The organism is Halomonas sp. I1 (assembly GCF_032334135.1).
Taxonomy (GTDB): Bacteria; Pseudomonadota; Gammaproteobacteria; order Pseudomonadales; family Halomonadaceae; genus Halomonas.
Window position 1 is genome coordinate 302,788 of sequence record NZ_JAVXUS010000003.1, and the last position, 14,165, is coordinate 316,952.

At 62.7% G+C, this 14,165-nt stretch carries 14 protein-coding genes; 5 read left to right on the top strand and 9 right to left on the bottom strand.

All coding sequences use genetic code 11. The features are described from left to right. Window positions 1-56: 56 nt before the first annotated feature. Window positions 57-488: a MerR family transcriptional regulator gene (locus RSO41_RS06975; protein WP_315618365.1), complete on the top strand. Its 432-nt coding sequence runs from the start codon at window positions 57-59 to the stop codon at window positions 486-488. Next, the gene (locus RSO41_RS06980; protein ID WP_315618366.1) at window positions 436-1,572 is read left to right on the top strand and encodes an MFS transporter; all 1,137 of its coding nucleotides are present in this window, start codon (window positions 436-438) and stop codon (window positions 1,570-1,572) included. The genes RSO41_RS06975 and RSO41_RS06980 overlap by 53 nt, the downstream gene beginning before the upstream one ends. An 89-nt stretch (window positions 1,573-1,661) precedes the next feature. Here RSO41_RS06980 and RSO41_RS06985 read toward each other — a convergent pair whose 3' ends face one another. Next, the gene (locus tag RSO41_RS06985; RefSeq protein ID WP_315618367.1) at window positions 1,662-2,558 is read right to left on the bottom strand and encodes a LysR family transcriptional regulator; all 897 of its coding nucleotides are present in this window, start codon (window positions 2,556-2,558) and stop codon (window positions 1,662-1,664) included. Between the two features lie 123 nt (window positions 2,559-2,681). Here RSO41_RS06985 and RSO41_RS06990 point away from each other — a divergent pair, with 123 nt between their 5' ends. The 3 genes from RSO41_RS06990 to RSO41_RS07000 are packed head-to-tail and all read left to right on the top strand — an operon-like array spanning window position 2,682 to window position 5,639. Further along, entirely contained in the window at window positions 2,682-3,890 is a 1,209-nt protein-coding gene (locus tag RSO41_RS06990; RefSeq protein ID WP_315618368.1) for a M20 aminoacylase family protein, read from the top strand. Between the two features lie 56 nt (window positions 3,891-3,946). Next, window positions 3,947-4,171 carry a DUF3311 domain-containing protein gene (locus RSO41_RS06995; protein WP_315618369.1) on the top strand — a complete coding sequence of 75 codons (225 nt, stop codon included), beginning with the start codon at window positions 3,947-3,949 and terminating at the stop codon, window positions 4,169-4,171. After that, window positions 4,164-5,639: a sodium:solute symporter family protein gene (locus tag RSO41_RS07000; RefSeq protein ID WP_315618370.1), complete on the top strand. Its 1,476-nt coding sequence runs from the start codon at window positions 4,164-4,166 to the stop codon at window positions 5,637-5,639. Before RSO41_RS06995 ends, RSO41_RS07000 begins: the two co-directional genes overlap by 8 nt. A gap of 118 nt (window positions 5,640-5,757) precedes the next feature. Here the strand turns inward: RSO41_RS07000 and RSO41_RS07005 are convergent, their stop codons facing one another. The 8 genes from RSO41_RS07005 to RSO41_RS07040 all read right to left on the bottom strand — a co-directional run bounded on the left by RSO41_RS07005 (window position 5,758) and on the right by RSO41_RS07040 (window position 13,954). Continuing rightward, window positions 5,758-7,155, bottom strand: coding sequence for a sigma-54 interaction domain-containing protein (locus RSO41_RS07005; RefSeq protein WP_315618371.1), 1,398 nt, complete (start codon window positions 7,153-7,155; stop codon window positions 5,758-5,760). Window positions 7,156-7,226: 71 nt separating this feature from the next. After that, the gene (locus tag RSO41_RS07010) at window positions 7,227-8,819 is read right to left on the bottom strand and encodes a sodium:solute symporter family protein (protein WP_315618372.1); all 1,593 of its coding nucleotides are present in this window, start codon (window positions 8,817-8,819) and stop codon (window positions 7,227-7,229) included. A 31-nt stretch (window positions 8,820-8,850) separates the two neighbouring features. After that, entirely contained in the window at window positions 8,851-9,045 is a 195-nt protein-coding gene (locus tag RSO41_RS07015) for a hypothetical protein (RefSeq protein WP_315618373.1), read from the bottom strand. An 87-nt stretch (window positions 9,046-9,132) separates the two neighbouring features. Then, window positions 9,133-10,395 (bottom strand): peptidase, encoded by a 1,263-nt coding sequence (locus RSO41_RS07020; RefSeq protein WP_315618374.1) that lies wholly within the window; start codon window positions 10,393-10,395, stop codon window positions 9,133-9,135. Window positions 10,396-10,445: 50 nt separating this feature from the next. Next, window positions 10,446-11,705, bottom strand: coding sequence for a M20 family metallo-hydrolase (locus tag RSO41_RS07025; RefSeq protein WP_315618375.1), 1,260 nt, complete (start codon window positions 11,703-11,705; stop codon window positions 10,446-10,448). A 137-nt stretch (window positions 11,706-11,842) separates the two neighbouring features. Next, complete coding sequence (locus RSO41_RS07030) at window positions 11,843-13,162, bottom strand: PepSY domain-containing protein (protein WP_315618376.1); 1,320 nt, start codon at window positions 13,160-13,162, stop codon at window positions 11,843-11,845. A gap of 133 nt (window positions 13,163-13,295) precedes the next feature. After that, window positions 13,296-13,709: a DUF2946 domain-containing protein gene (locus tag RSO41_RS07035; RefSeq protein WP_315618377.1), complete on the bottom strand. Its 414-nt coding sequence runs from the start codon at window positions 13,707-13,709 to the stop codon at window positions 13,296-13,298. A 116-nt stretch (window positions 13,710-13,825) separates the two neighbouring features. Next, on the bottom strand, window positions 13,826-13,954 hold the full coding sequence (locus tag RSO41_RS07040) for a hypothetical protein (RefSeq protein ID WP_315618378.1): 129 nt from the start codon (window positions 13,952-13,954) through the stop codon (window positions 13,826-13,828). Window positions 13,955-14,165 lie beyond the last annotated feature (211 nt).

Sequence of the window (14,165 nt, forward strand, 5' to 3'; positions counted from 1 at the left end):
ACCCTGACACTAGTGTCAATGCGTCAGCCTTGTCCGGGTAAAGGAGGGAGTCATCCATGCAGACCCATGAAGCCGCTGAACATCTGGGCATCAGTGCCCGCCGCCTTCGTCATTACGAGAAGACGGGGCTTCTGGAAATCGCCCGCGACGCCAACGGCTATCGCCGCTTTTCGGCGTCGGACCTGCGCCGGGCCGGCCGCATCCGCGACCTGATCGCCACGGGGTTCTCCACCCGGGAGATCCACGCCATGGCCCCCTGTCTCAGCGACGAAGGAGCGGGGCCCTGCGAGGCGGGTCTGGCCGATCTCACCCACAAGCTGGAACAGATCGATCGTCTGCTGGAGGAGCTTCAACAACGCCGCGCCTCCACCCTGGCGCGCATTCAGAGCTTCCAGGACTCCCTTTTGCATTCCCCCGAAACGGAGTCTTCCGGACATGAGAGCGCAAACGATCCTGCTGTTTCTGATCGCTTTTCTGGTCGGCAGTGACGAGTTCCTGCTCGGCCCCATCCTGACACCGATCGGCTCGGACCTCGGCGTCGCCCCGGAACGTATTTCACTCTTCGTCAGCGCCTATGCCGTGCCCCTGGCACTGCTGGCCCCGCTCTTCGGTGCCCTGTCGGACCGCCATGGCCGACGTGCGGTACTGCTGCCGGCATCGCTCGTCTTCGCCCTCGGTTCGCTCGCCACGGCACTGGCACCGACCTACTCGCTGGCCTTGGCCTCGCGTATCGTGACCGGCGCCGGCGCGGCAGGCATGTTGCCCGTCGCCTTCTCGCTGGCTGCCGATAGCGGTGACGAAGGTGCCGACAGGGACATCGCCGCCGTGCAGGCCGGGCTGACCCTGGGCATCATCGCCAGCCCGGCGTTCGGCGCTTGGGTAACCGAGGCATTCGGCTGGCAGGCAGCCTTCGCCACACTGGGTACCCTGGCCCTGCTGACACTGGCCGGAACGCTTCGACTTGGACAAGGTATGCCCTCAACCACGAGGCACCCGGAAACCAGGGAACAATCCTGGCCGCCCGGCTCACCGAGCGCCATCCTGGGCATGGGGCTCGGCCTGGGGGGAGCCGTCGGCATCTACGTCCTGGTCGGCGAGCGACTCCGCGACCTTCATCAACCCGGTACCGATTCCCTCGGCCTCATCTATGCGGGCTTCGGCCTGGTCACCCTTGCCGGCAACCTGGCCATGCCTCGCCTCATGGCACGGTTCGGCGATGGTCGACGCTTGATGCGCCTGTGCCTGATCGGCGTACTGGCGGCCATCATGGTCCTGTTCGCCATCCCCCTCGGCATGATGGCGGCCTGCCTCATGCTCGGCGCGTGGGCACTGCTGGGGGGCATCGGTGCCCCTGCACTGCAGGCTCATCTGGCAGGCCTCTCCGATGCCCGGCGCGGCACCCTGATGGCACTCGGTGCCAGCGCCATGAACCTGGGCGTCGCGACATGGTCGGCAACGGCCTCCACCCTGTTCCCGCACAGTGCGATTCTCGTCGCTCTGCTGGCACTGGCAATCATCGGCACAGCCATCTGCCTGCTCGGGCCGATACGCTCAGAGCTTCTGACGACCTGAAGGCAACAGGCCGGCGCAGATAGTGCCGGCCCACGCATGGCCTGGGATAATCAGCACTTCACTGACCAGGCCCCATCTATACGCGCCGATCACTCGGGGCCCAGAGTATTCGCCTCGGCAAGCTCGATCAGGCGTCGCACTGCAGGTAGCCCGGAGTCACGTCGCCACACCAACATCAGTGGCAGCACCATGTCCAGATCCTCGATGCGATGACTCACGACCCCCTCGGGGGAGCCTGCCATGGTCATTGCGGGCAGGATGCTGCACCCCATTCCGGCGGCCACCAAGCACAGCATGGTGGCGTTGTCGGCACCCTCTTGTACGACATGTGGCGTGAAGCCGGCTCGCTGGAACGCATGGATCAGCTTGTCGTGATAAGTGGGCGTGGCGCTGCGGTCGAACCAGATGAAGTCCTCGCCGTTCAGCTCGGCAAGCCGGCGCGGCGGATGCCGAGCAAGGGGCGAGGAAGCACTGGTGACCAACACCAGATGGTCCTCATAAAGACAGTGATGGCAGAGACTGTCGTCCTCTTCCGGGGGGAAGTACAGCATCCCTGCGTCGAGCTTTTCCTGGCGCAGAGCCTCGACCTGTGGGCCGGAGAGCAGCGACAGTACCTGCAGTGTGACCTCGGGATAGCGTTCACGGAAACTGTTGAGCAAGCGCGTGATCTGTGGAACCCAGAGGTGCATGACAGTCACCCCAAGGCGCAACCTCCCGAGGCGACCATCCGCGATGCGTCGAGCGTTCTGCTTGGCCTGATCGAAGTCAGCGAGCAGGCGACGGGTCTCCCGATAGAAAGCCTCGCCGGCAGCCGTCAACCGAATGCCATGCCGGGACCGGCTCAGCAGGACCGTGCCCACATCTTCTTCCAACAGTTGCAATTGCCGCGTCAAAGCGGGCTGAGCCAAAGGAATCCGCCGAGCTGCCGACGAGATAGCCCCTTCTTCCACCACCATCGTGAAATACCGCAACTGCTTGAAATCCATGTTCTCCCCCGAAGGGCATCATTTCATCTAATAATAGTATGGTAATGCCATAAAAATACTATTTTCTATATGATTAGCACGGGACCAAGATGAGGCCTGTCGCCCACAACAATCCAGGCCGCCATGACACGCCATATCGACCCAAGTTACTTCGACACGATTCATGCCGAGCTGACGAATCTGCGTCATGACCTTCATCGCCAGCCGGAACTGGGCTTCCAGGAACATGCCACAGCTCGGCGCATCGCTGCCGAACTCGAACGTCTGGAGCTACCCTTCGAGTCGGGCATCGGCCAGACCGGCATCGTGGCCACCATACACGGCCGAAACACGGATAATGGCCGTCGCATCGGCCTGCGTGCCGACATGGACGCCCTGCCGATCCAGGAACTGAGCGATCACGATCATGCCTCACAGGCACCGGGACGCATGCATGCCTGTGGCCACGACGGCCACACCACCATGTTGCTCGGCGTAGCCCGTTACCTCGCCGAACACCGCGACTTCGCCGGTATTCTTTACCTGATTTTCCAGCCCGCCGAAGAAGGACTGGGTGGTGGCAAAGCGATGGTCGAGGACGGACTCTTTACACGCTACCCCATGGACGAGGTCTACGCCCTGCACAACTGGCCGGCGATGCCCGCCGGCCAGGTCGCGGTACGACCAGGACCGATCATGGCAGCTACCGATCGTCTGGACATCACCGTACGCGGCAAGGGCGGCCACGGCGGCGTCAACCCGCATCTGTCGACGGACCCGGTGCGCATTGCCGGCACCCTGATCCAGACACTGCATACCGTGGTATCACGGGATATCGACCCGCTCTCACCTGCTGCCCTGAGCCTCTGCGGCTTGCAGGGCGGTGACCTCGACGGCTTTGCAATCATTCCCGATCAAGTACGAATCAGCGGCACAGCACGCACCCTCGACGATGACAGCCGAGACCGCATGGAACAGGCCGTGCGTCGTGTCTGCGATGGCATCGCCGCTACCCATGGCGGCGAGATCGAGCTCGCCTACCAGCGCATCTTCCCCGCCACGGTCAATGCCGAAGCACCGACCCGCCACGTCGAGGCAACGGTGGTCGAGACCCTGGGCGAAGCGGCTCTGGTGCGCGACGTGTCCCCTAGCCTGGGCGGCGAGGATTTCGCTTTCATGCTCGAGCAGTGCCCCGGGGCCTACTGCTTCCTGGGGACCGCCGAGGGCGAGAACACCCCGCCGTTGCACAATGCACGCTTCGACTTCAACGACGCCATCATCCCCACCGGTTGTCGACTCTTGCTGGCGCTCGGCCTCCGGGCGCTGGCGACCACCCCGGCGCCTGCCTCATGACGTCCTGAGGCGAGCCGCCGACACGCTCCATACCCCAACAACAAAAGAGGTATGTCATGAACGCCCCACGCAAGCTTCCCTCCACCGGGATGCTCATCTACTTCGCGGTCTGTGCCCTGGCCATGATCTGGCCCGGTGCCCTGGTGGCCAATCGCATCGAACCTCTGGTGATGGGCCTACCCTTCTTTGTCTTCTGGTATGTCGCCTGGGTCTTCGCCTTGTTCGTCGGCCTGGTGATCGCCTACCGCTGCGAACCGATGGAGGAGGCCGATGATGACTGACTCGCTGCTGATCACCGGCATCACTCTCGGCTATCTGTTGATCGTGCTGGCCGTCGGCTTGCGCGCCAGGCGCGGCCAGGGCTCGTCGCTGGAAGGCTATGTCGCCGGGGGCCGGCACATGGGCCTTCTGGTGCTGTTCTTCATCCTCGGCGCCGAAATCTTCTCCGCCTTCGCCTTCCTCGGCGCCCCCGGCTGGGCCTACAGCAAAGGTGCCCCGGCGCTCTACATCATCGCCTATCTGGCCCTGGCGGTGATCGTCTGGTGGCTGATCGCCCCCTACATCTCGCGACTGGGTCGTCGGCATGGCTTTCTCACCCAGGCCGAGTTCCTCACGGCTTGCTACCCGACTCGTGGCAACCTGCTGGGACTGTTCATCGGCATCGTCAGCGTGCTGGCCATGATCCCCTACCTGACCATCCAGATCGCCGGCGCCGGCATGCTGTTCGAAGCAGCCACCTCGGGAACCATTCCCTTCTGGCTCGGCAGCCTGCTGGCCTGCGGCGTGGTCGCAGCCTATGTCTACGCCAGCGGTCTGCAGGGCATCGGCTGGACCAACCTGGTGCAAGGCGTGATGATGGTCGTCGTGGCCTGGTTCCTAGGGCTCGCCACTGCCGACCAGTTTTTCGGCGGGGTTGGTGAGATGTTCCGCGAAATCCAGCGTGAGGCCCCGGAATACCTGACCATGCCAGGGGCCAACGGCATGGGCTGGGGCGCCTTTTCCACGGCGATACTGGTCAGCGCCCTGGGCTGTGTGATGTGGCCGCACATTTTCATGAAGTTCTACAGTGCCCGCAGCGAGCGGACACTCAAGCGCGTCTTCGTGCTCTATCCGCTGTACAGCTATCTGCTGATCCCGCTGTTGATCATCGGTTTCGCCGGCGTCGTCCTGCTCAAGGATCGGCCTCTCGACTCTCCCGACCAGGTGCTGCTGACACTAGTGGTGGAAATGGCTAACTTCCCGGCCTGGCTGATCGGCCTGGCCTTATCCGGTGCCCTGGCAGCGGCGATGTCCACGGCGGCCAACCTGGCACACACCTCCGCCACCATCCTGGTCCGCGACATCGGCCAGCACTTGCCATCACTGCGCGGCATGGGCGATGACAAGGCGCTCAGGCTGACCCGCTACGGCGTGGTGGCAATCTCGCTTGCCGCCTATCTGCTGGCCCTGGCCAACCCCGGTTCGCTGGTTGCCTTGCTGCTAGGCGCCTATGGCATCGTGGTACAACTATTGCCGATGCTGCTTGGCGCACTGTTCTGGCGACGCGCTTCGCGTACCGGTGCCTTCGCCGGTCTGGCCATCGGTGCCGCCTTGACCCTGTACTTCCAACTCGGTGGCAACCCTCCCTTCGACTGGCATGCCGGCTTCTGCGGCCTGGTGGCCAATGCCATCGTGTTCGTGGGTGTGAGCCTGGCGGCAAGCCCCATGACACAACACACACCAGCCGAAGCTCTCAGCCCCCGCTCCTGACCCATCAGGAAATGCTGAATAAATAGCCGAACATAGCGAAGGTTAGGCCCGCCCCCGGCGGGCCATCGTAGGCATTCAAGCAGTTTTTGCTTAATGACGACACTGAGCCCAATACTTGCTAAGGCCCAATCCCATAGCGCCTGACACGCCGCATCAGCCACGACTGGGAAACACCGAGTGCCCGAGCGGTACGACGTGTACTGCCCTCTTGTTCCAGCGTCTCGATCACAAGGCGTCGCTCCAGCTCAGCCAGCCGTTCGGGCAAGGTCCCGCCATCGGGCAGCCCCTTGTCCGGCACGAGTGACGACGACTGCTCGTTCGATTCCTCGAGGTCCAGATCGTCGGCAGTAATCAGCGTTGCATCACACACCACCGTCATGCGCTCCAACAGGTTCTCCAACTCACGCACGTTGCCTGGCCAGGAATGCTTCAACAGGGCTCGCAAAGCACTGCGATCCAGTTGCATCGGGCGCTGCTGACGCTCCCCGACACGCACGAGAAGATGGCGCGCCAGCGCCAGGATATCCTCGCGCCGTTCGCGCAACGGTGGTACTCGCACAGGAATGATATTGAGCCGATAGTAGAGATCAGAGCGAAAGCTGCCCTCCTGAACTTTCTCGGCCAGGTCAGCGTTGGTGGCGGCCACGATACGAACATCGGCCTGGGTGGGCTTGCCCCCCAGGGGGTGGTAGACACGTTCCTGCAGCAACTGCAGAAGCTTGGGCTGCAGGGTGGCGGGGAGGTCACCGATCTCGTCAAGGAACAGGGTACCTCCCTCGGCAAGCGCCACGTAGCCCTCGCGTCCCTCGCGGCTTGCCCCGGTGAAAGCCCCCTTCACGTGCCCGAAGAGTTCGGCCTCGAGCAACGTTTCGGGAATGGCCGCGCAGTTGACGTGGATCAATGGATGTTCGTGCCGCGCACTCAACTGATGCAGACGACTGACCAGCCAGCTCTTGCCCACCCCGGTCTCACCAGTCAACAGCACTGTGGTATCGGTCGCGGCAGCTCGTTCGATTAGATCGAGACAACGCCGATAGGCAGGACTGCGGCTGAGCCTGGCGTCCTTGTCGAGTGGCCGAACCTGTTCCTGACGAACTTTCCGCAACTGTCGCAGCGCATAATCCAGCAGGGCCTGAGTCTCGTCCGGCGCTCGCGTGGCGAGCACGTCCTCTCCAAGATTGCGGGTCTGCACCAGCACGGCGTCCGGCTCTTCCCCATAGAGCGAGAAAAGCCGGCCGTTGACCAGGTAATCCTTGCCACGATAGCGATGCACGACACTCACCGGCCGACACTCGTCGATGACAAAGCGAGTCACGGAAGGCGAGAAGACGCCCTCCTCTTCCAGGCGATAGATATCACTCGCGAAAAGATGCTGCTCGCTGCATTCCAGTTGATCGAGACTGGCCCGGTTCACCCACAGCGGCCGCCCCCTGAGGTCGGTGATGAAGATCCCGTCCTCCAGAGCATTGAGAATCGACAGTAACTGATCCTGCATGGGAAATCGCTCGGCGGACATCGTGGCGTTCCGGGACGGAAGATGGGCGTGACGCCCATCTTCCGTCGGCCTTCGCGCCCTGTCCAGCGCTCTCAGAGCCCCAACTTGACGAACAGATAGCCCCACAGGGAAAGCGCAATCAGCACGAACAACAGCATGATGCCCCATACCCTCCGATACTCGCGCACCAATTGTCGTGCACCACCTTCACGGGCCAGGAAGTCACGCATGGTGGAGTCGGAGAGACGCTGGGCGCACAAGGCATCGAAACTTGCGACCTCGTGCTCGGAGGGACGACACCACAGGCCGACAACGATCAGTGCAAGGGTACCGAGGACGATGGCGATCATCAGATTGTCGATATGCGCGGGCAGGCTGATCCAGCCATGACGCTGCAGCTCACCGACGACGATGAAACTGATGGATCCGACCAGCATGCAGGCCAACGCCGCCTGGGCGCTCATTCGACGCCACTTCAGGGCCGCGACGATGGTCGGCAACCAGGCAACGGCAAAGATCGCCCCGGCATAGATGGAGATCCAGTAGATGCCCGCCGGGCGCGAAATCGCCACCACGCAGACGACGATTGCGACCAGCGCCTGGGAGATCCTCCCCAGCATGACACCTCGGCGTTCGCTCACCTGGCGATCGAACAGCTTCTCGTACAGATCCCGCGCCAGAGCGAATCCAGTCAACACGAACAGCGTCGAGGCCGTCGACATGATGGAGGCCATCAGTCCCGCCAGCCCGACGCCCGCCAGAGCCGGGTTGGTATGCTCCATGAAGCCGACCACCATGGCGCGATCCGCCGGTTCGATCCCCGGATCCAGCACCTGCATGGCCCCGGCCGCGAGGAAAACCAGTAATTGCATGGCCGGTGCAAAGAAGACTCCGATGACCGCAACCTTGAGGATCACGAAGTCGTTCTTGGCAGGAAATACGCGCGATACCAGCGCCGGCGTACAAGCAAAGAAAAGAATCCACACCAGGAACTGGGAGATCGACCAGCCCAGAGGGCGGTCGTTCGCCCCTCCCAGCGTCCAGAAACCGGGTAACTTCTCGCTGAGACCGCGCATGGCCTCGAAGCCGGCATCATCGATCAGCATGGGGGCGATCAGAAAGGCAATCGCCAGCATGGTGAAGAACATCATGGTATCGGTGTAGACGACGCCATACATCCCCGAAAGGCTGCAGAACACCAGCAGTGCCAGGGTGAAGGCGACGATGATCACCGGAAAGGGAATATCGATGATCTCGGCGAGCACCAAACCGGCGCCGATCAGCTGGATGATGCCGTAGCCCAGCAAACCAATGACCATCAGTACTAGGGCCACCACGCTGACCCATTTGTTGTCGAAGCGATTGTCGAAGAAATCCATCATCGTGCGACAGCCCATGGCCTTGAGCTTGCGGCCGATGAACACCACCGCGATCAAGGTACCGACCCAGGCGCCGAACGACCCCAGAGCGCCGATCACCAGCGGCCCTTCGCTGTAGGAGATGCCGGCAATGCCCATCAGGGTCACGGCACTCAGGAAAGTGGCCGCCAAGGTCCCGACGATCAAAAGGGTCGAGCCCTGTTGACCCATGACGTAGAAGTCGTCCTTGTTCTTGATGAAACGTGCCAGGGATGCCGCCACTACCACGTAGGCAGTCAGCACCAGGCAGAAGATCCACAGTGTCATAGCGATGTATCCTGATTGTTGGCAGTCGTGGTCATTCGCGATGCGGCACGGGGTCGGCACCCCGATCGTGCTGCAGTGGTTCCCGCGGAACCTCGTTTTCCCGGGTCAACCGCTTGATCGTCGGCCGGTATTCGCGGATCAGAATCCAGGCCACGATGGCGACTGACAGCGCCGTGGTCAGAAAGGCATTGCCGAACAGCAGCAGCAAATGAGGATTGAAATTCACGCTTTCACCTTTTGTCGTTTGTCTTCACGGAAGTCGTGTCGGGGGTATCGTGTTAAATAGGCATGTCGTCCAGGCGTGCCAATGACGTCAGTCATCTTGCTCGCACCAGCTCAGCACGGTCAGAGCGATGATTTCGGCGACATCGAAGACATCGTCCAGTCGTATGTGCTCATTGGGAAAATGCGCAAGGCGAGTGATACCAGGACCGAACACCAATGCCGGTATGCCGTACTGCGTCATCAATCCACCATCCGTGCCCCAGGGCGAGGCTTGAATGCGTGGTGCCCCACCATGGACGTCGCGATAAGCAGTGGACAGCATGTCCAGGAGAGGGTCGTCGGTGGCAATGCCGCCCGGTTGCCAACAGGCACCGAACCACTCGATGTCCACCGGATGCTCGTCGAACCAGGGATCCCGATCCGCGAGGGCGGCCAGGGCCGACTCGACATCCCGCTGCGCGTCAGCCACGGTCTCACCGGGACCGACCCCGACCCGCCCCTCCAGGGTGATCTCGTCGGGCACACTGGAAGGCCAATCCCCGCCGTTGATACGACCGACATTGATCGGCAACGGAATCGGTACCCCGTCGTAAAGCGGATCCTCCAGTTCATCGTTGCGCCGCGCTTCGAGCGTCTGCAGTGCCTCTAGTACCGCCATCGCCTTATCGAGGGCACTGACGCCCTCGTAGCGTGTCCCGCCGTGTGCCTTGATACCGACGACCTTGAGCCGGAACCAGCGGGATCCCTGTTGGCGGGGAAAGATCATCTGCTCGCTGGGTTCAGGAATCAGCGCCGCATCGGCCCGATAGCCGCGTTCCAGGGCGGCCAGGGTACCAGCCCCACCGGCCTCCTCCTCGATCACGCTCTGCAGGATGACGTCGCCCTTGAGCCTCACGCCAAGTGACTTGAGCGTGGCCACCGCGATGAAGGACGCCAGATTACCGCCCTTCATATCGGTCACACCGCGACCATATAGACAGCCGTCTATAATCTCGCCCGAATAAGGGTGTTGCTCCCATTGGGCATGGTCGCCCTCGGGCACGACATCTACGTGCCCATTGAGAATCAATGAACGTCCGCCCCCGCTCCCCTTCCACGTCCCCACCACATTGGGGCTTCCGGAAAAATCGTCGCGGTGGCTATTGAACAGTGGATTATCGCGCAACGCCTCGACATCCACTTCCCAGTAGTCCGTATCGAGGCCCAGCGACTGGTAGAGGTCGCGTATCTTGGCCTGGTGCGCCGCCTCCTGGCCGGACAAGGTGGCATCACGTACCCAGTCCTGAAGCAGGCGCGTGTAATCGTCGCGATGCGCTCGAATGAAGGCGCGAATTTCATCTGGCAGGGACATGCACATCGTCTCCCGAGTCGTTATCGATTCAATGGTGATTCACTTTCGATTCAGTCGAGATTCGCCCGATCGAGGATTGCATCGCAAAGTACCTGAGCACCCAAGGCACAGTGCTCGGGCTCGGCGTATTCCGCCTCGTTGTGACTGATGCCGTCGCGGCAGGGAATGAACAGCATGACGGTGGGCGCGACATGTGAAACGTTCACGGCATCATGCCCGGCCCCGCTCATCATGTGAGGAGCCGTCATGCCTCGCCCTCGGGCAGCCGCGTCCAGCGAAGCGATCAGGTCAGGGTCGAAGGGCGTCACCGGGGACCACCAGCGCCGTTCGATATCGACCGATACACCGGCCTTGGCGGCGGCCGTATCGAACCGTCGGTGCAGCAAGGCTTCCAGCTCATCGAGTCTGTCATCGTCGACATGGCGCAGGTCGACCGTCAGGTTGATCTCGCCGGGAATCACGTTGCGGGAAGGTTCCACCACCTTCATCTCGCCGACTGTCAGGCGAGCATTTCCGGAAGGATCCGCCTCGACCTCGTCGCGCATTGCCACGAGACCATCGGCCGCAGCCAGCAATGGATCGCGTCGGTGAGACATCGGTGTCGGCCCGGCGTGGGCCGACTGCCCCGAGAAACGCACGTCATACCAACGAATTCCCTGCACCCCCGTCACCACGCCCAGAGGCTCACCTCCCTGCTCGAGCACGGGGCCTTGCTCGATGTGTAGTTCGAAGTAGGCATGCAGCCTGGGGGTGCCGAGCGGCAGCTCGCCACGCTGGTCACTCGTCTCGAGTGCCTCCGCCAGACTTGTTCCATCGGCATCTTTGGCCTCGAAAAAGGAGGTCGACTCGAGCCGCCCGGCATAGACGCCGCTTCCCCCCATGGCCGGCGCGAAACGACTGCCCTCTTCGTTGGTCCAGACCACCAGCTCCAGGGGACGTCGCGTCTGGATGTCGTGCTCGTGCAGGCTGCGCAGGACCTCCAGTCCAGCCAATACCCCCAGCACGCCATCGAAACGCCCACCCAAGGGTTGGGTGTCCAGATGGCTGCCGAAGGCAACCGGTGCAAGACTCTCGTCCCGCCCCTCGCGTCGCACGAACAGGTTGCCCGCTTCATCGAGACGACAATGACAGCCCAGATCCTCGGCCCACTGCCGAAACTGACGTCGCCCGGCCGCGTCTTCCTCGGTAAGGGCGAGACGACGGCTCCCTCCGTTCGGCGAGGGGCCAATCGACGCCATTTCCATCAACGAGCGCCAGAGCCGCCCGGCGTTGATATCGATCCGTGTCGATGTGGTTGTCGTTGGTTGCATCATGATCTCCGGTCGTATGCCGACAGACCATCAAGCACATTCCATGCCAATAAAATAAAATTACTTTATTTCATGAAGCTAGAAAAAAGCCGCCAAGAAGCATGGCGCTCTTGACGGCTCTTCGAGTCGAAATCGACTCAAACCGGCACCCGCTGCCTCTTTCGCTGCCTGACCAGGCCGTCCACCACGGCCATGACGATCATCGAGGCGCCGACCAGCGGGAAGATCACCCCGCCGATGGCGAGCAGCGCCAGCACGCCGCGCAGTCGCTTCGGATCCCCGGGTTCCGGCGGTACACCAAGACGCCCGGTGGGGCGACGCTTCCACCACATCACGCCCGAGGACACGCACAGCAGCACGATGCCGGCGCAGGCCAGGGCCAGGATAAGCTGGTTGGCCAGGCCGTACTGCTGGCCCATGTGCACATTGATGCCCCACTCGAGACCACGTCCCAGCGGACCATAGTCGGCATAGCTCATGTCCAGCAGCGGCTCGCCGCTGTACTGGTCGAGATGCACGACCCGCTGGTGGCTCAGGTCATCCGGATAGAGGGAGCCGGTATAGACGCCATTCGGCCCGCTCGGCAGACTGACCGCGTACCCCGGTGCCAGCCCGAGGGTGTCGAAGGCGGCCACGGCCCGGTCGAGCCCGATGGGAGGTACCTCGGCATCGGCCGATGCAGGCAGTTGCGCCTGCTCCAGCGACCATGACGTCTCGGTGTTCTCGGCCAGGCGCTCTTCGGACATCGGCACATTGACGCGCACCCCGTCGGGATAGCCGAAGTTGTGACCATTGGCCAGCTCGTTGACCTTGCTGCCCCACACCGTCGACCAGGGCATGCCGGTGATGGCCAGAAAGAGGATGAAGCCTCCGACGAAGACGCCGATCACGGCGTGCAGGTCCCGCCAGAAGACCCGCTTGCGCGGCCGCCCGCGCACCGACAGCGCGCCACCACGCCCCCTCGGCCACCACAGGTAGAGGCCAGTCAGCACCAGCAGAATCGTCCAGCCCCCGACGATCTCGATGATCAGGCTCGCCGTCTCGCCAAAATAATTCAGGCTGTGCAGATAACGCACGACCCACATGATGCTACCCCGATAAGGCAGGGTGCCGGTGACGTCTCCGCTATAAGGGTCGACAAACACCGCCTGGCGCCCCGACTCGGTAGTGAGATCGACTTCCGCCGCATGGGTCGGGGATGCCGGAGGCACATAACGAAACGCCTCACCGGCATGGGCGTCCAGCGCGGCGCTCACCTGTTGCTGTGGTGACACGGTTGACGATGCCTGCGCCTCGACACGCACGACATCGGCATTCAACCACTGGCCAATTTCATCCTTGAACAGATACAGGCCGCCCGTCACGGCCAGGGAGATCAGGAAGGGAATGGCGATAAGGCCGGCATAAAAGTGCCAGCGCCAGACCGCCCGATAAAGATCGTTGGACTTGTTACTCATGAAGGCCCCATGAAAGCAGGAAAACCGGTGCCCTGCTCAGGCATCGTCGCAACGTGCCCAGCCGCAGGCTCGACGCACGACTCCATCGCCACCGGTAGGCAAGACGACGCGACGTGCGGATGTTCTCGGTCGATCAGAGGGAGCGGGGCGGAGGAGCGCGGGTCAGCGCCTGGGGAAAGACGGCCGGCCCGCCATGGGCCGTGCGCGTGGCGACCACCGGGGCCGTGATGACATGGGACGCGACCGGTGCGACATGCGGCAGCATCGCCATGAGCACGGGCATCTGCTGAAACAACGAGCAGTAACCGCACTGGGTCTGCCAGCAGAACACCGCCGCGTGATGCCCCGCCTCATGCTGGCCCGTCTCGTCCGATGCCGACATCGCCATCTGCGGCGACGCCGCCATCCGGTGTCCTGCATGGTCATGAGCGCCACCGTCGGCCGCACTCACCTGCCCGATCAGCGGGCCGATGACCAGCAGCAGCATCGCCAGCAGCGCGAAACGCGCAGCCCGGCAAGAGCGATGGTGCTGGAAGCGATGCAACATGGGCGATACACATGAAAGCGGGATGGGACGACGCGACATGATAGCGCAGCCAGCGAGAGCGAGGGGCGCAATCTGACGCGGTGCCTTGTCGCACCATGTCCCACGAGCGCCGAGGGTCAGTGGCGTCGTGAGCGATCACGCATCAGTGCCGCCGAGGCGAGTGTGGTAACCGCCAGCAAGGTGAGCATCGCAAAGGCCGCCATCACGGGTACCTGGGCCAGCGCCAGCAGCGCGGCACCTCCCATCGCCACACCCGGCGCCCCTAGCGGACGATCTTTCAAATAATGAAAAGGCAGCGTTTTTTTCTGTCGTCATGACAAACGAAAGTCGCACCACCTGCCATTACAGAGAATGTTAGACTCCCGCGCACTTTGCAGAAGTGCCGATCATCGGCTCCGGTACGGCGCGTATCACGGGTCACCCCGCCAATGTCGCGCCCGTGCCGACCCGGCCCGC